General features: G+C 58.8%; 12 protein-coding genes. 6 read left to right on the forward strand and 6 right to left on the reverse strand.

All coding sequences use genetic code 11. The annotated features are described in order from the left end of the window. The first annotated feature begins 107 nt into the window (after positions 1–107). The 5 genes from H097_RS07380 to H097_RS07400 all read left to right on the forward strand — a co-directional run bounded on the left by H097_RS07380 (position 108) and on the right by H097_RS07400 (position 8,018). Positions 108–2,546 (forward strand): TonB-dependent siderophore receptor, encoded by a 2,439-nt coding sequence (locus tag H097_RS07380; RefSeq protein ID WP_032858610.1) that lies wholly within the window; start codon positions 108–110, stop codon positions 2,544–2,546. A 64-nt stretch (positions 2,547–2,610) separates the two neighbouring features. Continuing rightward, entirely contained in the window at positions 2,611–3,714 is a 1,104-nt protein-coding gene (locus H097_RS07385; protein WP_032858611.1) for a PepSY-associated TM helix domain-containing protein, read from the forward strand. Beyond that, positions 3,711–3,890: a hypothetical protein gene (locus H097_RS07390; protein ID WP_032858613.1), complete on the forward strand. Its 180-nt coding sequence runs from the start codon at positions 3,711–3,713 to the stop codon at positions 3,888–3,890. The genes H097_RS07385 and H097_RS07390 overlap by 4 nt, the downstream gene beginning before the upstream one ends. A gap of 688 nt (positions 3,891–4,578) precedes the next feature. Further along, complete coding sequence (locus H097_RS07395) at positions 4,579–7,050, forward strand: Ig-like domain-containing protein (RefSeq protein WP_156356781.1); 2,472 nt, start codon at positions 4,579–4,581, stop codon at positions 7,048–7,050. Positions 7,051–7,388: 338 nt separating this feature from the next. Further along, positions 7,389–8,018, forward strand: coding sequence for a glutathione S-transferase family protein (locus H097_RS07400; RefSeq protein ID WP_032858615.1), 630 nt, complete (start codon positions 7,389–7,391; stop codon positions 8,016–8,018). A gap of 169 nt (positions 8,019–8,187) precedes the next feature. Here H097_RS07400 and creD read toward each other — a convergent pair whose 3' ends face one another. The 4 genes from creD to H097_RS07425 are packed head-to-tail and all read right to left on the reverse strand — an operon-like array spanning position 8,188 to position 12,288. After that, a complete protein-coding gene (gene creD / locus H097_RS07410; RefSeq protein ID WP_032858617.1) occupies positions 8,188–9,561 on the reverse strand; it encodes a cell envelope integrity protein CreD in 1,374 nt (457 codons plus the stop codon). Positions 9,562–9,612: 51 nt separating this feature from the next. Next, positions 9,613–11,052, reverse strand: a complete 1,440-nt coding sequence (creC, locus tag H097_RS07415; RefSeq protein WP_032858619.1) for a two-component system sensor histidine kinase CreC — start codon at positions 11,050–11,052, stop codon at positions 9,613–9,615. Further along, the gene (creB, locus tag H097_RS07420) at positions 11,052–11,729 is read right to left on the reverse strand and encodes a two-component system response regulator CreB (RefSeq protein WP_032858621.1); all 678 of its coding nucleotides are present in this window, start codon (positions 11,727–11,729) and stop codon (positions 11,052–11,054) included. Before creB ends, creC begins: the two co-directional genes overlap by 1 nt. A 58-nt stretch (positions 11,730–11,787) precedes the next feature. Beyond that, complete coding sequence (locus tag H097_RS07425; protein ID WP_032858623.1) at positions 11,788–12,288, reverse strand: ATP-dependent zinc protease; 501 nt, start codon at positions 12,286–12,288, stop codon at positions 11,788–11,790. A 175-nt stretch (positions 12,289–12,463) separates the two neighbouring features. On the opposite strand from H097_RS07425, the gene H097_RS07430 reads away from it, so the two are divergent. Further along, entirely contained in the window at positions 12,464–13,342 is an 879-nt protein-coding gene (locus tag H097_RS07430) for an acyltransferase (protein WP_032858624.1), read from the forward strand. Between the two features lie 41 nt (positions 13,343–13,383). Here H097_RS07430 and H097_RS07435 read toward each other — a convergent pair whose 3' ends face one another. Both H097_RS07435 and H097_RS07440 read right to left on the reverse strand, forming a co-directional pair. Further along, entirely contained in the window at positions 13,384–13,629 is a 246-nt protein-coding gene (locus H097_RS07435) for a hypothetical protein (RefSeq protein ID WP_032858626.1), read from the reverse strand. A gap of 141 nt (positions 13,630–13,770) precedes the next feature. Continuing rightward, entirely contained in the window at positions 13,771–14,340 is a 570-nt protein-coding gene (locus tag H097_RS07440) for a DUF2780 domain-containing protein (protein WP_032858628.1), read from the reverse strand. Between the last annotated feature and the right edge of the window lie 89 nt (positions 14,341–14,429).

The raw sequence follows: 14,429 nt of genomic DNA on the forward strand, positions 1-14,429 counted from the left end.
CCCCCCATTTCCTCCCAGACAAAAATATTTCCCCCCAGCCCTATCACTTTTTGATTCTCGCTCGGCACACAGGCAATTGAGAAATATTTCCATTCAGGAGCCGCCCTATGTCCCGCACGCTAGACACCTTGTTGCGCCCCAGCCTGTTAGCCGTGGCCATTGCCCTCAGCGCCCCGCTGGCCAGCACTGCGCTGATCGCTGCCGAACAGGCGTCTAGCGTACGTGCCTATAACCTGCCGGCCGCCCCCCTGGCCAGCACCCTGAACCAGATCGCCAGCCAGGCCGGCCTGGCCCTGACCCTCAACCCCGCGCTGGCAGCGGGCAAGACCTCGGCCCCGGTCAAGGGCCAGTTCGACGCCCAGGGCGCCCTGCGTGAAGCCTTGCGCGGCAGTGGTCTGCAGTTGGAGCAGAGCAGCGCCGGCACGTTCAGCCTGGTGCCGGTCCCGGAGGGTGTGGTTGCACTGCCAGAGACCAGCATCATTGGCCAGGGCAATTATGAAAGCGCCTGGGGGCCGGTGGAGGGGTATGTGGCTACGCGTACGGCGGCGGGGAGCAAGACGGATACACCAATTGCCGAATTACCGCGTTCCGTGACGGTAATCACCCGTAAACAAATGGAAGACCGCTCTGTTCTCAACCTCAATGACGCCCTGCGCTATACCGCTGGGGTGCAGAGCAGCGGCTATGGTTCTGACTCGCGCAGCGATTGGTTGCTGGTGCGCGGTTTTGTACCGACCCAATTCCTCGATGGCCTGCCTTTGCCAAAGGGCAACTATGCCACGCCAAAAATCGATACTTGGAGCCTGGAGCGTATCGCCGTACTGCGCGGTCCGGCTTCGTCTGTCTACGGCCAGACGCCTCCCGGCGGCTTGCTAGATATGGTCAGCCGTCGTCCACAAGCTGAAAGCAGTAACGAGGTCGAGGTACAGACCGGCACCAATAATCACAAGCAGATCAGCTTCGACAGCACCGGAAAAATCGATGACGAAGGTCAATTCCTTTACCGCATTGGTGGCGTAGTGCGTGACAGCGATACAGCGGTCGATCACATCCCCGACAAACGCTACAACGTCGCGCCCAGCCTGACTTGGAATATCAACGACGACACCAAACTGACCTTGCTCTCGCAGTTCACCCGCGACGACACCGGGATCACTGGCCAGTTCTTGCCGCTGCAAGGCACCAAATTGTCTTCGCCGGCTGGCAAAATTTCCCACCACAAAAATCTGGGTGATCCTGACTGGGAATTCTACGACCGTACTTACTACGCGCTCGGTTATGCGTTTGAAACTCGTCTGAACGATACCTGGCAGTTCCGTCAAAACCTGCGCTACACCAAAAATGACCTGTCATTCCAAGGCATTACTGCAGGTGGGAGTTTTTGGCCAAACGGGCCAGAGTTGGCTGTAGACGCCGATGGCAATGTGAGCCGCTCAGCCGGCAAAGTCGATGAAAACATCGGGCAGTTTGCCGTCGACAACAACTTCCAGGCCGACTTCCAGACGGGGGCTGTAAGCCACACCTTGCTGCTGGGCCTGGACCACCAGCGCTCTGATGCCGATGCTCGTTGGCTGTGGGGTTCTGCCGGTGTTCCTACCATCAACTTCAATCGACCGGTGTACGGCCAGGACTTCTCCAAAGTCCAATACTTCACCATGTATGACTACACTCAGAAAACTCAGCAGACCGGCCTCTACATCCAGGACCAGATGGCCCTCGACAACTGGCGCCTGACGCTTGGCGGGCGTGAGGACTGGGTACACACCGGGACTACCTTCCACAATCAGAACGACGCCACCAACACCCAGCGCGACAAGAGCTTCAGCGGTAACGCGGCGCTCAGCTATGTGTTCGACAATGGCATCACTCCCTACCTGTCTTACGCCGAATCATTCCAGGCGGGCTCCGGTACGCAAGTGCTCAGCACAGGTGCATTCAAGCCTACCGAGGGCAAGCAATACGAAGCCGGTATCAAGTACCAACCACCTGGCACCAAGGCGTTGCTGACCGCCGCTGTGTTCGATCTGACTCAGACCAACACCTCGGTGACAGAAGGCGGCATTACTCGCCAAGTGGGCGAGGTACGAGTGCGTGGCCTGGAGTTGGAAGCCAGTGCTGACGTTACCGAAAGCCTCAAGCTCGTGGGTTCGTACACCTATAACGACAGCGAAATCACCAAGGGCACTGCCGAAGAAAAAGGCAACCGCATGAATCAGGTACCTCGCAACCAGGCCACCGCCTGGGCCGACTACACCTGGCACAGCGGCCCACTGGATGGCTTTGGCGTTGGTGCGGGCGTGCGCTATGTCGGCGACACCTACGGCAATGCTGCCAACACCGACTGGGGTCATGTAGGCTCCTACACGGTGTACGACGCCTCGGCCCACTACGATCTTGGCCGCGTAAGCAGCACCCTGAAAGGAGTCACCGTGGCGGTCGATGCCAAGAACATCTTCAACAAGGACTACCTAGCCACCTGTGATGGTTTCTACTGCTACTACGGCGACCAGCGTAACGTCGTCGCCAGCGTGAATTACAAATTCTAAGACGGTTAAAAACCGCAGATGAAGGGCCGCCCCAATTGCGGCCCTTTTGCCTTTTGGAGCCGTGATGAAAAGCACAACCATCCGCCGCTGGTCCTTCATCCACACCTGGACCAGCCTGATCTGCACCGTGTTCCTGCTGATGCTGGCGCTGACCGGCCTGCCGTTGATCTTTCACCATGAGATCGATCACCTGCTGGGCAACGAGCCCGAACTCCAGCAGATGCCAGCCGATACCCCGCAGCTCAACCTTGAGCAACTGGTGGCCAAGGCCCAGGCCCATCGCCCTGGCGAAGCCATGCAGTACCTGGCCTGGGATGAAGACGACAAGAACGGCGTGATCGCGATCATGGCGGCCACCGCCGGCACCGAGCCGAACGCGTCCCACACTTTCATGCTCGACGCCCGAACCGGGGACAGTGTGGAGATGCCCTCGGCCAATGGCGGGCTGACGATGTTCCTGCTACGCCTGCATGTGGATATGTTCGCCGGGTTGCCGGGCAAGTTGCTGCTGGCGTTCATGGGCATACTGTTTGTGGTCGCGATCATCTCCGGCACGGTGCTGTACCTGCCGTTCATGCGCCGTTTGAAATTCGCCACCGTGCGCCAGGACAAGTCCACACGCCTGCGCTGGCTCGACCTGCATAACCTGATCGGCGTCGTCACCCTGACCTGGGTGCTGGTGGTGGGCGTCACCGGGGTGATCAGCGCCTGTGCCGACCTGATCATCGCCGCCTGGCGCAATGACAGCCTCACCGCGATGATCGAACCCTATAAGAACGCGCCGCCGCTGACCTTGCGTGCGCCGGCGACCGACCTGCTGAAGATCGCCGAACAGGTCGCGCCGGGCATGACGCCAGACTTTATTGCGTTTCCCGGTACGCGATTTTCCAGCGAGCACCATTACGCAGTGTTCATGAAAGGCAGCACACACCTGACCTCGCACCTGCTGACGCCGGTACTGATCGACGCCAGCGACCTGAGCGTCACCGCCGTGGCCGGGCGGCCGTGGTACATGGACGCCATGGGCATGTCCCAGCCCCTGCACTTTGGCGACTACGGCGGCATGCCGATGAAAATCCTCTGGGCGGTGATGGATGTGTTGACCATCATCGTGCTGGGCAGCGGTGTGTACCTGTGGCGGGTGCGGCGCAAGGCGGCCAAGCCATGAGGCCGCGACAGTCGAACTTCTGGAAGGTGTTTGGGGTGCCGCTGGGGATCGGGTTGCTCAGTGGTGCGGGGTTGTTTGCGGCGCTGTTGGGGGATGGAGTTTGGGACTCCCTTAGCTGGATTGGGTTGGGGATCCCGGCGGTAATCGGTGTATGGGGGTTGGTGCGGCGGCCTTGAGGACGCTTTCGCGAGCAAGCCCGCTCCCACATTCGACAGTGTTCACGGCATATCAGAACTACAGGACAAGATTTATCTGCTTACATGCCGTCACACCTATTTAGATCATCCTTACACGTGAGTCGAGAAGCATAAGCGAAGCAAGCTGCTATCGAAACCGGAGGGGGCGAAAGATTCGCAAGGTATGTTTACCGTACGCTTACTTATCAGGAGCGTTGCTTGAAGTATTACTTGTATGTTCCGTTTTTAGAAAAGTGCTCTGCTTTGCCGAAGCGAACAGATAATCTGAGAACAAATAACTAATCAGTAGAGTTAACGGCCCAAGCTTTACCACGATGCACACCATAAGGAAATTTAAACTAGCTGGAGCGCCATGATATTTATCGGGTCTGGGCCGTCACATAAGATCTGTCTTAACTCAATTCAGCAGAACGCCTTAGCCGATAAATGGAGCTCAATCCGACACTCATGCCCCCTGCACAAGACGAGGGCAAGCACATACGTAACGACAGAAAAACAAGACACTCCTCAAATATCTTTCAAGTCAGTGCCCATTACGGAGTTCAATCAAAGTTATATCGTTACAGCCGTGTAATTTTTCCCCATTTTCAAACTCTCCTATCAGCAGGGTCGTTTCAATTCCCCTCTAAACCTGCAGGTTCCGCCATCCTCCTAGGAGTAACTAAGCATGCCTACAAAAAAACGCATCATCGAGACTGCCACAGTGAACTCGGATATATCCCAGCTTCAAGATGCTGCTTCGATGACACCTGGTGTTACCCCTACCTTGAGCGAAGATAGCGTCACTTCGTCCACAGACATCACTTCCACCCCCGCCATCACGAGGGTATTCGACAACGTCGGAGAAAGCGTAGGCTTGCGTGGCAGTAGCAGCAGCACAGATGACACTCGGCCTACCTTCCAAGGCATCGCCGAACCCAATAGCTTGGTGACTGTCCGTGACAACGGTGTATTACTCGGGACAGCCCAGGTCAATGCCTCCGGCGAGTGGAGTTTCACTCCCGCCATCGACCTGAGCCCAGGTGACTACAATCTGCGTGTCAGCGACTCTTTTGGCCAGAGCGAAGTGTTCGTGTTACGTATTCTGGGACCGGGAGAAGCTGCGCCCGAAGTCGGCATCACGTACTATTTCGATGATACCGGCGTACAACAGGGGTACTTCCCCAATAACACCAGCACCGACGATGCCCGCCCTACCTTCGGTGGAGTTGCTCAGCCCAAGGCCATCGTCACGATATATGAGGGTGATCAGGTCATCGGTTCAGCTCAGGCTGATGCCAAGGGTAAATGGCAATTCACACCAACCAATGACCTAAGTGTTGGCGCTCATAGTTTCACGGTGATCGATGCCAGCGGTCAGCATAGCGACGTCTTCAACGTACAGATCCAAGACCCGACGCAAGCGCCGGATCCAACACCTCGCATCAGTTGGGCCGTTGATAATGTAGGTTCAAGTCAAGGTAACCTCGGTAACGGCGCCAGCACTGATGACAACTTTCCGGTATTGTCCGGCCACGGCAAGCCCAACAGCGTACTCAATGTATATGCCAATGGCACTTATCAGGGGGTGGCTAACGTTGATGCCAGCGGCAACTGGTCCTTCAGCTTCAGCCAACCACTACTCGAGGGTAATCAGATCCTCACTGTGGAGGATATCACCGACGGCTTGGTCAGCGCGGACTTCAACTTACATATTGAATCCTTGCCAGCGTTACCTCAGCCGCCAAACATTGAATCGGTCTTTGATAATGTCGGCTACAGCCAAGGCAGCCTGGCCAGCGGCGCCAGCACCGACGACCTGCGCCCTCAGTTGCTAGGGAAAGGCTCCCCCAATAGCGAGCTGCATATCTTCGATAACGGCATCTACCTGAACTCGGTCAAAGTCGACAATGGCGGCAACTGGTCACTCAGCACCTTCAAGGATTTGAGTGACGGGACTCACAGCTTCACCGTGGTGAATGCTGCCGGACAGAGCAGCCAACCCTTCGAGCTGAATGTCATAGCCCCGCCCGAGCCGAGTATTGAGTCGGTCTTTGATAATGTCGGCTACAGCCAAGGCAGCCTGGCCAGCGGCGCCAGCACCGACGACCTGCGCCCTCAGTTGCTAGGGAAAGGCTCCCCCAATAGCGAGCTGCATATCTTCGATAACGGCATCTACCTGAACTCGGTCAAAGTCGACAATGGCGGCAACTGGTCACTCAGCACCTTCAAGGATTTGAGTGACGGGACTCACAGCTTCACCGTGGTGAATGCTGCCGGACAGAGCAGCCAACCCTTCGAGCTGAATGTCATAACCCCGCCCGCGCCAAATCCAAGTATTGGATCGGCCCAAGACAATGTCGGTGGTGAACAGGCATTTCTCACCAATGGCGCCAGCACCGATGACGCTCGCCCAGGCCTGTATGGGGAAGGCCGACCTAACTCGGTTATCACGATCTATGACGGTGAGCAGGAGATCGGCTCGACAATCAGTAACACTGGAGGTGATTGGTACTTCAGCCCACGTACCGAACTGTCCTTGGGTGATCACCATTTCGTAGCTGTCGACAGTGCTGGCGAACGTAGCGAGACCTTCTCGCTGACGGTAGAACCTCAGGCCCCCTTTATCAGCTACTTTATCGACAACGTTGGTATCGAAACGGGTTACTTTGGTGATGGAGACGCTACCGATGACGCTACGCCTACGTTCACTGGCAGCGGCATACCTGATAGCCTGATCACTTTCTACAGCGACGACCAAGTCATCGGCTCGGCTCAAGCCTCCGCTGACGGCCAATGGCGGTTCACACCGGCACAGCCTCTGAGTGAAGGTGATCACAGCATTAGCGCGATAAGCACCAATGGCGTGATCAGCAATACATTCGAGCTGACAGTTACCCCTCTGACGGGGTTGAACAATCCGTTGGGGCTGACCCTGTGCGATGTCATGAGCGACACCAGTAAAGACTTCTTTGTCACAGCAGCACCTGAAGTCAGCAGCGGATTCTCCGTACCGGTCCTGGAGTTTGATGCACAACTGTTTGCTCAAGACAGCACATTATCGCCAATCCCCTCCACCGATTACGGTGTAACCGTTCAGGCCGACCTGACGATGGTGAACTTGATGGAGCAAATGCAGCTGCATCAACCAATGACATAAAAACGATAAAAGTCTCAACTTAATCTGAAATTCCCCCTGAAGAAACGGGGCTGCCGGGCTGGATGATTGTGTGAGCGATCACCAGTCCAAGAGGTGTAGCCCCGCCTGGAAGCTGTCGGCGCAGCTGGGCTTATTAAACATGCCCGTCGCCAAGTCGTTGATCTTGAACCCGCGATTTTGTCCGAAAAAGGTGTCAAGGAGGAGCTCACGACCCAGTGATATCCCCAGATCTAAATGTGGGGGCTTGCTCGCGATGAGGCCCGCAAAAACACCTCAATATCCTCGCCAGCCACCCAACAACTGTCTAGTCTATGGCCGACCTTTTCCGAGGATTGCCCATGTCCGCGCCTAGCATGACGTTGTTCCAACATCCCGCTTCGCCATTTGTCCGCAAAGTCCTGGTCCTGCTCCACGAAACCGGCCAGCAAGACCGGGTCGCGCTGGAGACCGTGCAGGTCACGCCGATCAGCCCGGTCCCGGCGCTGAACGAAGGCAACCCGGTGGGCAAGATCCCGGCCCTGCGCCTGGCCGATGGCAATGTGTTGCACGACAGCCGGGTGATCCTCGACTACTTCGACCACCAGCATGTCGGCAACCCGCTGATCCCCCGTGATGGCTCGGCCCGCTGGCGGCGCCTGACCCTGGCCTCGATGGCTGACGCGGTCATGGATGCGGCCGTACTGATGCGCTACGAAACCGCCCTGCGCCCGGCCGACAAGCAGTGGGACAGTTGGCTGCAAGAGCAGCGCAACAAGATCCGCCGCGCCCTGGCCGAGCTGGAGCGGGACGCTATCGCTGAGTTGGCCTGCCATTTCGACATCGCCTCAATCAGCGTCGCCTGCGCCTTGGGTTATGTGGATTTCCGCCACCCGGGCCTGCAGTGGCGCTCCAGCAATCCAAAACTGGCAGCCTGGTACGCCGAGGTCAGCCAACGGCCTTCGATGCTGGCGACTCAGCCTCCGGCCTGACCGGCGTCCCCCCTGTAGGAGCGAGCTTGCTCGCGAAGGTATTGCAGGCGCATTGCCGAGGTGGATGTACCTTTTGCGCGAGCAAACTCGCTCCTACAAGGGGCGGGGAGCAAGGCGATGATCATCGCCACCAACTCTCCCCTCACCTGCTGATCCTCACGCAGCCCGATCATTGCACCGCCTCCAGGTCAAACGCCAACGGCTCGGCCGCCTTGCGCTTGCCCACGCCATACCAGTCCAGTTTGCGTGTCAGCACCATCACCGTGCCCAACAGCCCGAACAGCAACAACGAGCCCATCAACAGCGCGTAATCCTCGGCACTCAGCAGCCCGTACAGCAAGCCGTACAGCGCCGCCAACCCCGCCGAGAACCCCAGGCCGTGGGCCACGCTGCGCAGCACATGGCACACATAAAAACCGATCAACAACACACAAGCACTGGCCGAGATCAGGTACGCCAGGGCAAAGCCGATATGCTCGGACAGCGACAGCAGCAGCAGGTAGAAAAACGCCAGGGCCACCCCCACCAACGCATATTGGATCGGGTGCACCGCCAGGCTCTTGAGCACTTCGAACAGAAAGAAACCGGCGAACGTCAGGGTGATAAACAGCAGCGCATATTTGATCGCGCGATCACTCTTGAGGTACTGGTCCACCGGGTCGATAAAGTTCACGCCAAAGCTGCGTTCGTTGAAGTCATCACAGCGACTGCTAACCACGCAGCCGTACAGCGCCTCCTCAAGGTTGGTGGAGAAAAACGACGTCTGCCAATTGGCGGTAAACCCCTGGTCAGTGACCTCGCGCTGCACCGGCAGGAAGTTGCCGACAAAACTCGGATGGGGCCAGTTGGAGGCCAACTTGACCACGCTGGTCTTGCCCACCGGCAGCACTTGCAGTTGCTCGGTACCTTGCAGGCGCAGGTCGAAGGCGAAATCCAGCGGTGCGGGGTTCTTGCTGTCTTGGGCCGGCAGCGGTACATGCACGCCGGCACCGAGGAAGCTGACCTGGGTGCCCGGGGCAAACTCCAGGCGTTGGCTGCCCAACTCCAGCTTCAGGGCGTTTTCAATCCCACGGATGTCGCTGATGCCGACCGCCAGGAACGCCTGCTCAAACGTGTAATCGGCAAAGTTTTCCTTGATCCCCATCTGCGCCGGCAGCACAAACCGACCGCTGATACGGTTGTCGGCATGGAACAGCCGCGCCTGGTAAATCCCCCGCGCCCGCAGTTCGGTCTGCACCTTGCCGTCGAGTTCGAAATGCTCCGGCAGGAAGTACAGGCGCCCGTGTTCTTCGCTGAGCACTTCATAGCGTTTGTTGAGCTTTTCATTGAGCTTCCATTCACGCACGGTCTTGCGATACGGCACCACCATCAACGGCCCACTCACCTGCTGGCTGTAGCTGGAGCTGCGGGCAATGTCCATCAATACGCCGTCGCGCATCTCCTGGCGGTCGTTAATGATGCCGTCGATCATCAGCAACGGAATCAGCAATAGCAGGATCAGCAGCGCAATGGCGCCCAGTTTGAATAGCAGGCTGCGGTTCATGGGTCTCTCCCTGTTTGGATGGGGAGAGTCTGGTGGTGGCGTGTGGGGGATTTATGAGGGCAATGTGGAGACTGTGTGGAGATGCAGCACCACTTGCACACCACCGGGCACATTGCCGATCTGCAATGAGCCGCCATGCAGCTTCATCACTTCCTCGACAAAATTCAGGCCCAGGCCGGTGCTTTTGCGCCCGCTGGCCGGGCGTGGCAAGGAGTAGAAACGCTCGCTCAAGCGTGGCAAGGCATACTCGGGGATTGGCTCGGCCTGGTTGAACAGGCGCACATGCACATCCTCATTGTGCACCTGGGCACTGAAGCGCAGGATGCCGCCGGGCGGGGTGAAATCCAGGGCGTTTTCCAGCAGATTGCCCAGGGCCTGGCGCAGCAGGAACGGCTCGCCATACAGCTTCACGTCGGCTTCGATCAGGCGCTCGACCTGCAACCCCGCCTGTTCGATCCGCGCACATTGCGCCTTGAGCACCTCATCCACCAACGCCGCCAACGGCACCGCCGATTGCTGCTCCAGGCCCTGGCGTTGTTCGACCTGAGCCAGGTTCAACAGGCGCTCGATCAACTGCTGCAACCGCGCGCTTTCGCTGGCGATATTGCCGACAAACCGTTGCTGCTGGACCGCTGTCATTTCACCCTGCAACAACTCCGCCGCACCACGGATCGCCGCCAGCGGGCTTTTCAGTTCATGGGTCAAGGTGTGTACATAACGCTCGACGTAGGCCTTGCCTTCCAGTTGTGTACGCATGTGCTCCACCGCCGTGGACAGCTGTTCCAGCTCACCGCCGCGATAATGCGGCAACTCGGCGCGCCGCCCTTCGCTGACGGCCTGGGCATAGGTGGTCAGGCGCCGCAGCGCAGCACTCAGCCACCACGACAACAGCGCCCCCAGCAATAAACCCAGCGCCACCAGGCCCGCGCCGTACCACAGTAAACGGCGCTCGGTACGGTCGACATAGGGTTGCAGCGAACTGTTGGGCTTGGCCACGGTAACCGCGCCGATGATCTGCCCGTTATCGCGGATCGGCGCGCCGACGTGCATCACCGACGAGGCCGGGTCATCGGCATCACTGCGGGTCGAACGGGCGCCATATTCGCCGCGCAGGGTCAGGTACACGTCGTTCCATTTCGAGTAGTCCTGGCCCACGGCTTCACCGGTAGAGTCCAGCAGCACAATGCCCTTGGCGTCGGTGACATAGATACGGTGGTTGACCTGGTTCTTCGCCAGCCCCCAGATCGTCGCGCCGGGCTGGCGCTCGCCATAGGCCTTGAGCACCGTCGGCCAGTGGCTTTGGCCCAGGGTGCCGTTCTTCACATCCTCACGCAGGATTTCCGCCAGCAGGTTGGCGGTGTCCACCAGGGTTTCCTCGGTGGACTGGCGCACGCCGGGGCGGATTTCCTTCATCACCGTGTTGAGCACAAAGTAGCCAGTCAGGCCGATAAACAGCGCATACACCAGGAAAATCCGCAGCCCCATGCGCATCAGGCGTGGCTCGGGCTGTAGCTGTAACCCAGGCCGCGATGGGTCTGGATCGGCTCGGCATCGGCCGCCACACTGCGTAGCTTGCTGCGCAGGCTTTTGATATGGCTGTCGATATTGCGCTCGTAGCCGGCATCGGCGGCCACACCGACAGCATCCAGCAGTTGCTCGCGGCTGAACACCCGCTCGGGCTGCTCCAGCAGGCAGTTGAGCAGACGAAATTCATGACGGGTGAGGTTCAAGGGCAGGCCACGGTAGTGGATCTGTACCCGCTCGTGATCGACCTGGAACAGTTCGCTGCTGGGCGGCGCCACGACCGGCATCACCCGCTTGAGGATCGCCTTGACCCGCGCCGCCACTTCCCGGGGGCTGAAGGGCTTGACCACATAATCATCGGCACCGATCTCCAGGCCCACCACGCGATCGATCTCACCGTCGCGGGCACTGAGGAACATCACCGGCACTTCACTGAAGCGGCGCAGTTGCTTGCAGGTTTCAAAGCCGCTGATGTCCGGCAGGCCGATGTCGAGGATCAGCATATCTGCCGGGGTCTGCCGTTGATGCTCCAGCGCCGCCTGGCCGAGGGTCAGCCAGGTGGTGGTGAAACCTTCGCCCTGCAGGGCAAAAATCAGCGTGTCGGCTATCGCCGCTTCGTCTTCGACAATCAGGATATGAGGCATGGCGTCCGAGCACAGGGAGCGAAAGGTGAACGGTGCCCCATGCCTTGTGCGGCGTCAATCAGCAGTCGGGTTTGTCGGCGGTATAGCGGCGGGCCGGGTTCACGGCGGCGCCGAATTCACGCAGGGCCTTGGCACCGATCAGCAGCGGGTAGTTGAAGCTGCTGCGATCGGTCAGGTTGACCTCGACGGTGCGCTTGACGTTGCCCAGGCACATTTCCAGGTCCACCACCGGGCGCTTGGCGACGCTGGTTTCTTCGCCGTCTTCATCTTCGTCAGCACGGTTCTTGATCTTGCTGATGCGCGCCACTTTGTGTTCGTAGACCTTGTTGCTCACATCCTTGCCACTGAGACGGAAGCGCACCCAATCCTCACCATCGCGGGTGAAGGTCTCGATGTCACGGGCCGACAGCGAAGCCGTCAGCGCGCCGGTGTCCATCTTGGCCTTGAAGGTTTCGCCGATCTCCGGCAACTGGATGTATTCGTAGCGCCCGTACAGGGTCGGCTCGGCGGCCATCACCGGCAGGGCAGCCAGGGCTAACAGAGCAAGGAGAGATTTCACGTCGGAGGGTTCCTTGAAGTAAGTAGGCCAATACTAGACTGCAAATACAGCCCGAAGTTGGATCATTACTTACCATACACAACACAAAGTGAAACATTCGTCAGGCGATTTGCGATTTGGCCTCTAGACTCAAGCTGCTTATGATGGCACGTCCACCCGCTTGCAAGAGTTCCTTATGCGCCGCCTGCTCACCGGCTGTTTTGTCACACTGCTGCTGTTACTCAACACGCTGATCCTGATCGGCCCCCTGTTGGTATTCGCCCTGCTCAAGCTGGTGGCGCCCGGTCGTTCACGGGACTACGCCTCCGCCGCAGTCATGTGGATCGCCGAGACCTGGGCCGAGATCGACAAGCTGATATTCGCCTGGTGCATTCCCACCCAATGGGACATTCGCGGCGATACCGGCTTGCGTGGCGACACGTCCTACCTGGTGATCAGCAACCACCAATCCTGGGTCGATATCCCGGCGCTGATCCAGACCCTCAACCGGCGCACGCCGTTCTTCAAGTTCTTCCTGAAAAAGGAACTGATCTGGGTACCGTTCCTGGGCCTTGCCTGGTGGGCCCTGGACTACCCGTTCATGAAACGCTACAGCAAGGCGTTTCTGGCCAAGCACCCGGAACTGGCGGGCCAGGACCTGAAGATCACCCAACAGGCCTGCGAGCTGTTCAAGCGCCAGCCGGTGACGGTGGTCAACTACCTGGAAGGCACGCGGTTCACCCAAGCCAAGCGGGCACAACAGGATTCACCCTTCACCCACCTGCTCAAGCCCAAGGCCGGTGGCGTGGCGTTTGTGCTGGCGGCCATGGGCGAACAGCTGGACGCGATCCTCGACGTCACGGTGGTTTATCCACAAGACAGGATCCCGGGCTTCTGGGACTTGATCAGCGGCGCAGTGCCCCGCGTGATTGTTGATATCCGCACCCGCGAGCTGGATCCAGCGCTGTGGCAGGGCGATTACGAGAACGATCCGGCGTTTCGCCAGACCGTCCAGAACTGGGTCAACCAGCTCTGGATGGAGAAGGATGTGCGCATTGATGAGCTTGCCAGGTAACTCGTTGCCGACAGCGATTACCCCCAGACAAACTCACTCGTTTAAAACTCGACCGAAGCACTGCTTCCTGCACTGAAACCAATACCGCCAACGCTCCCCGAGGCGTGCGCACCACCGGAGGCATTACCCGCTCCCGACTCAGGTTTGTTACCGTTTGTCATTTCAGAGAAAGACATGAACTTCATACCGCTGGCCTTCTCAAACTCCTCCTTGGTCATTTTTTCGTTGGCGCCCTGGGGTTGCACGAATGACGAGACTGGGTTGCGCGATATTGTTGATTCACTCATTGAAAGATCTCCATGAAGGTAATGACACCCGTCCTGGCACTCCCTCACAGGAATAAGAAGAAGCCGGGTTCCAAGCGAGTGTTGATCAGTGGTACAGACCGACCGCTCAGTTCCCAGGACAACTTCACAGCGAGATGTTTCTCAGCTCCCCGCCCCCCAGATGCCGGCGAGCTTGCCCAGTACAGAAGTGCTTGCACCCTGGCCACCCAGATACTGCAGGATCACCGGGGCAAACTGGCCGATCATGCCGCTGTCCATGCCCAGGGCGCTGAAGGCGGTGTTCAGGTCGTTGGTGTCTTTGACGTTACCCAGCAGGCCATCGAGGCCGCTGGTCTTGCTGCCGCCGGTCTGGCCGAGCATGCCGCTCAAGGCGCCGAGGCTGCCCAACGCATTGTTGCCCGACAGCTTGTCCAGGCCCGGTACGCTCTTGCTCAACTGCGAGTAATCACTGCCGCCCAACTGGTTCTTGGCCAGGCCCAACATAGCGCCGGTACCACCGACCGCCTGCTCCGGGGTGATATTCAACTGCTTGGTCAACGCCCCCAGCAAACCGGCGGTTTCTGAAGTCGGTGCGGCAGCGGCGGCCTTGTTGGTACCTTGCGCGCCGGACACGGCGTTGGCCACATCGCCCAGGCTGAAGCCTGCTGCGAATACCGGGCTGGCAGCCACGGTCAGGAGGCAGGACAGGGCAAAACCGCGTGAAATCTTCATGGGGACAACCTCTAAAATTAGGAGCTAAAGCAGCCGTTGGACTCAGCATCCCGTAGGTTGTTCCGCCGCGCAGATTTGTTCAGATAGGC

Origin of the sequence: Pseudomonas sp. FH4, from assembly GCF_000510915.2 — a bacterium.
Lineage (GTDB): Bacteria > Pseudomonadota > Gammaproteobacteria > Pseudomonadales > Pseudomonadaceae > Aquipseudomonas > Aquipseudomonas brenneri.

Bases quoted from the DNA above. Each gene is read 5' to 3' on its own strand.
- H097_RS07380 (WP_032858610.1), top strand. From the start codon at position 108: ATGTCCCGCACGCTAGACACCTTGTTGCGCCCCAGCCTGTTAGCCGTG.
- H097_RS07385 (WP_032858611.1), top strand. From the start codon at position 2,611: ATGAAAAGCACAACCATCCGCCGCTGGTCCTTCATCCACACCTGGACC.
- H097_RS07390 (WP_032858613.1), top strand. From the start codon at position 3,711: ATGAGGCCGCGACAGTCGAACTTCTGGAAGGTGTTTGGGGTGCCGCTG.
- H097_RS07395 (WP_156356781.1), top strand. From the start codon at position 4,579: ATGCCTACAAAAAAACGCATCATCGAGACTGCCACAGTGAACTCGGAT.
- H097_RS07400 (WP_032858615.1), top strand. From the start codon at position 7,389: ATGTCCGCGCCTAGCATGACGTTGTTCCAACATCCCGCTTCGCCATTT.
- creD (WP_032858617.1), bottom strand. From the start codon at position 9,561: ATGAACCGCAGCCTGCTATTCAAACTGGGCGCCATTGCGCTGCTGATC.
- creC (WP_032858619.1), bottom strand. From the start codon at position 11,052: ATGCGCATGGGGCTGCGGATTTTCCTGGTGTATGCGCTGTTTATCGGC.
- creB (WP_032858621.1), bottom strand. From the start codon at position 11,729: ATGCCTCATATCCTGATTGTCGAAGACGAAGCGGCGATAGCCGACACG.
- H097_RS07430 (WP_032858624.1), top strand. From the start codon at position 12,464: ATGCGCCGCCTGCTCACCGGCTGTTTTGTCACACTGCTGCTGTTACTC.
- H097_RS07435 (WP_032858626.1), bottom strand. From the start codon at position 13,629: ATGAGTGAATCAACAATATCGCGCAACCCAGTCTCGTCATTCGTGCAA.
- H097_RS07440 (WP_032858628.1), bottom strand. From the start codon at position 14,340: ATGAAGATTTCACGCGGTTTTGCCCTGTCCTGCCTCCTGACCGTGGCT.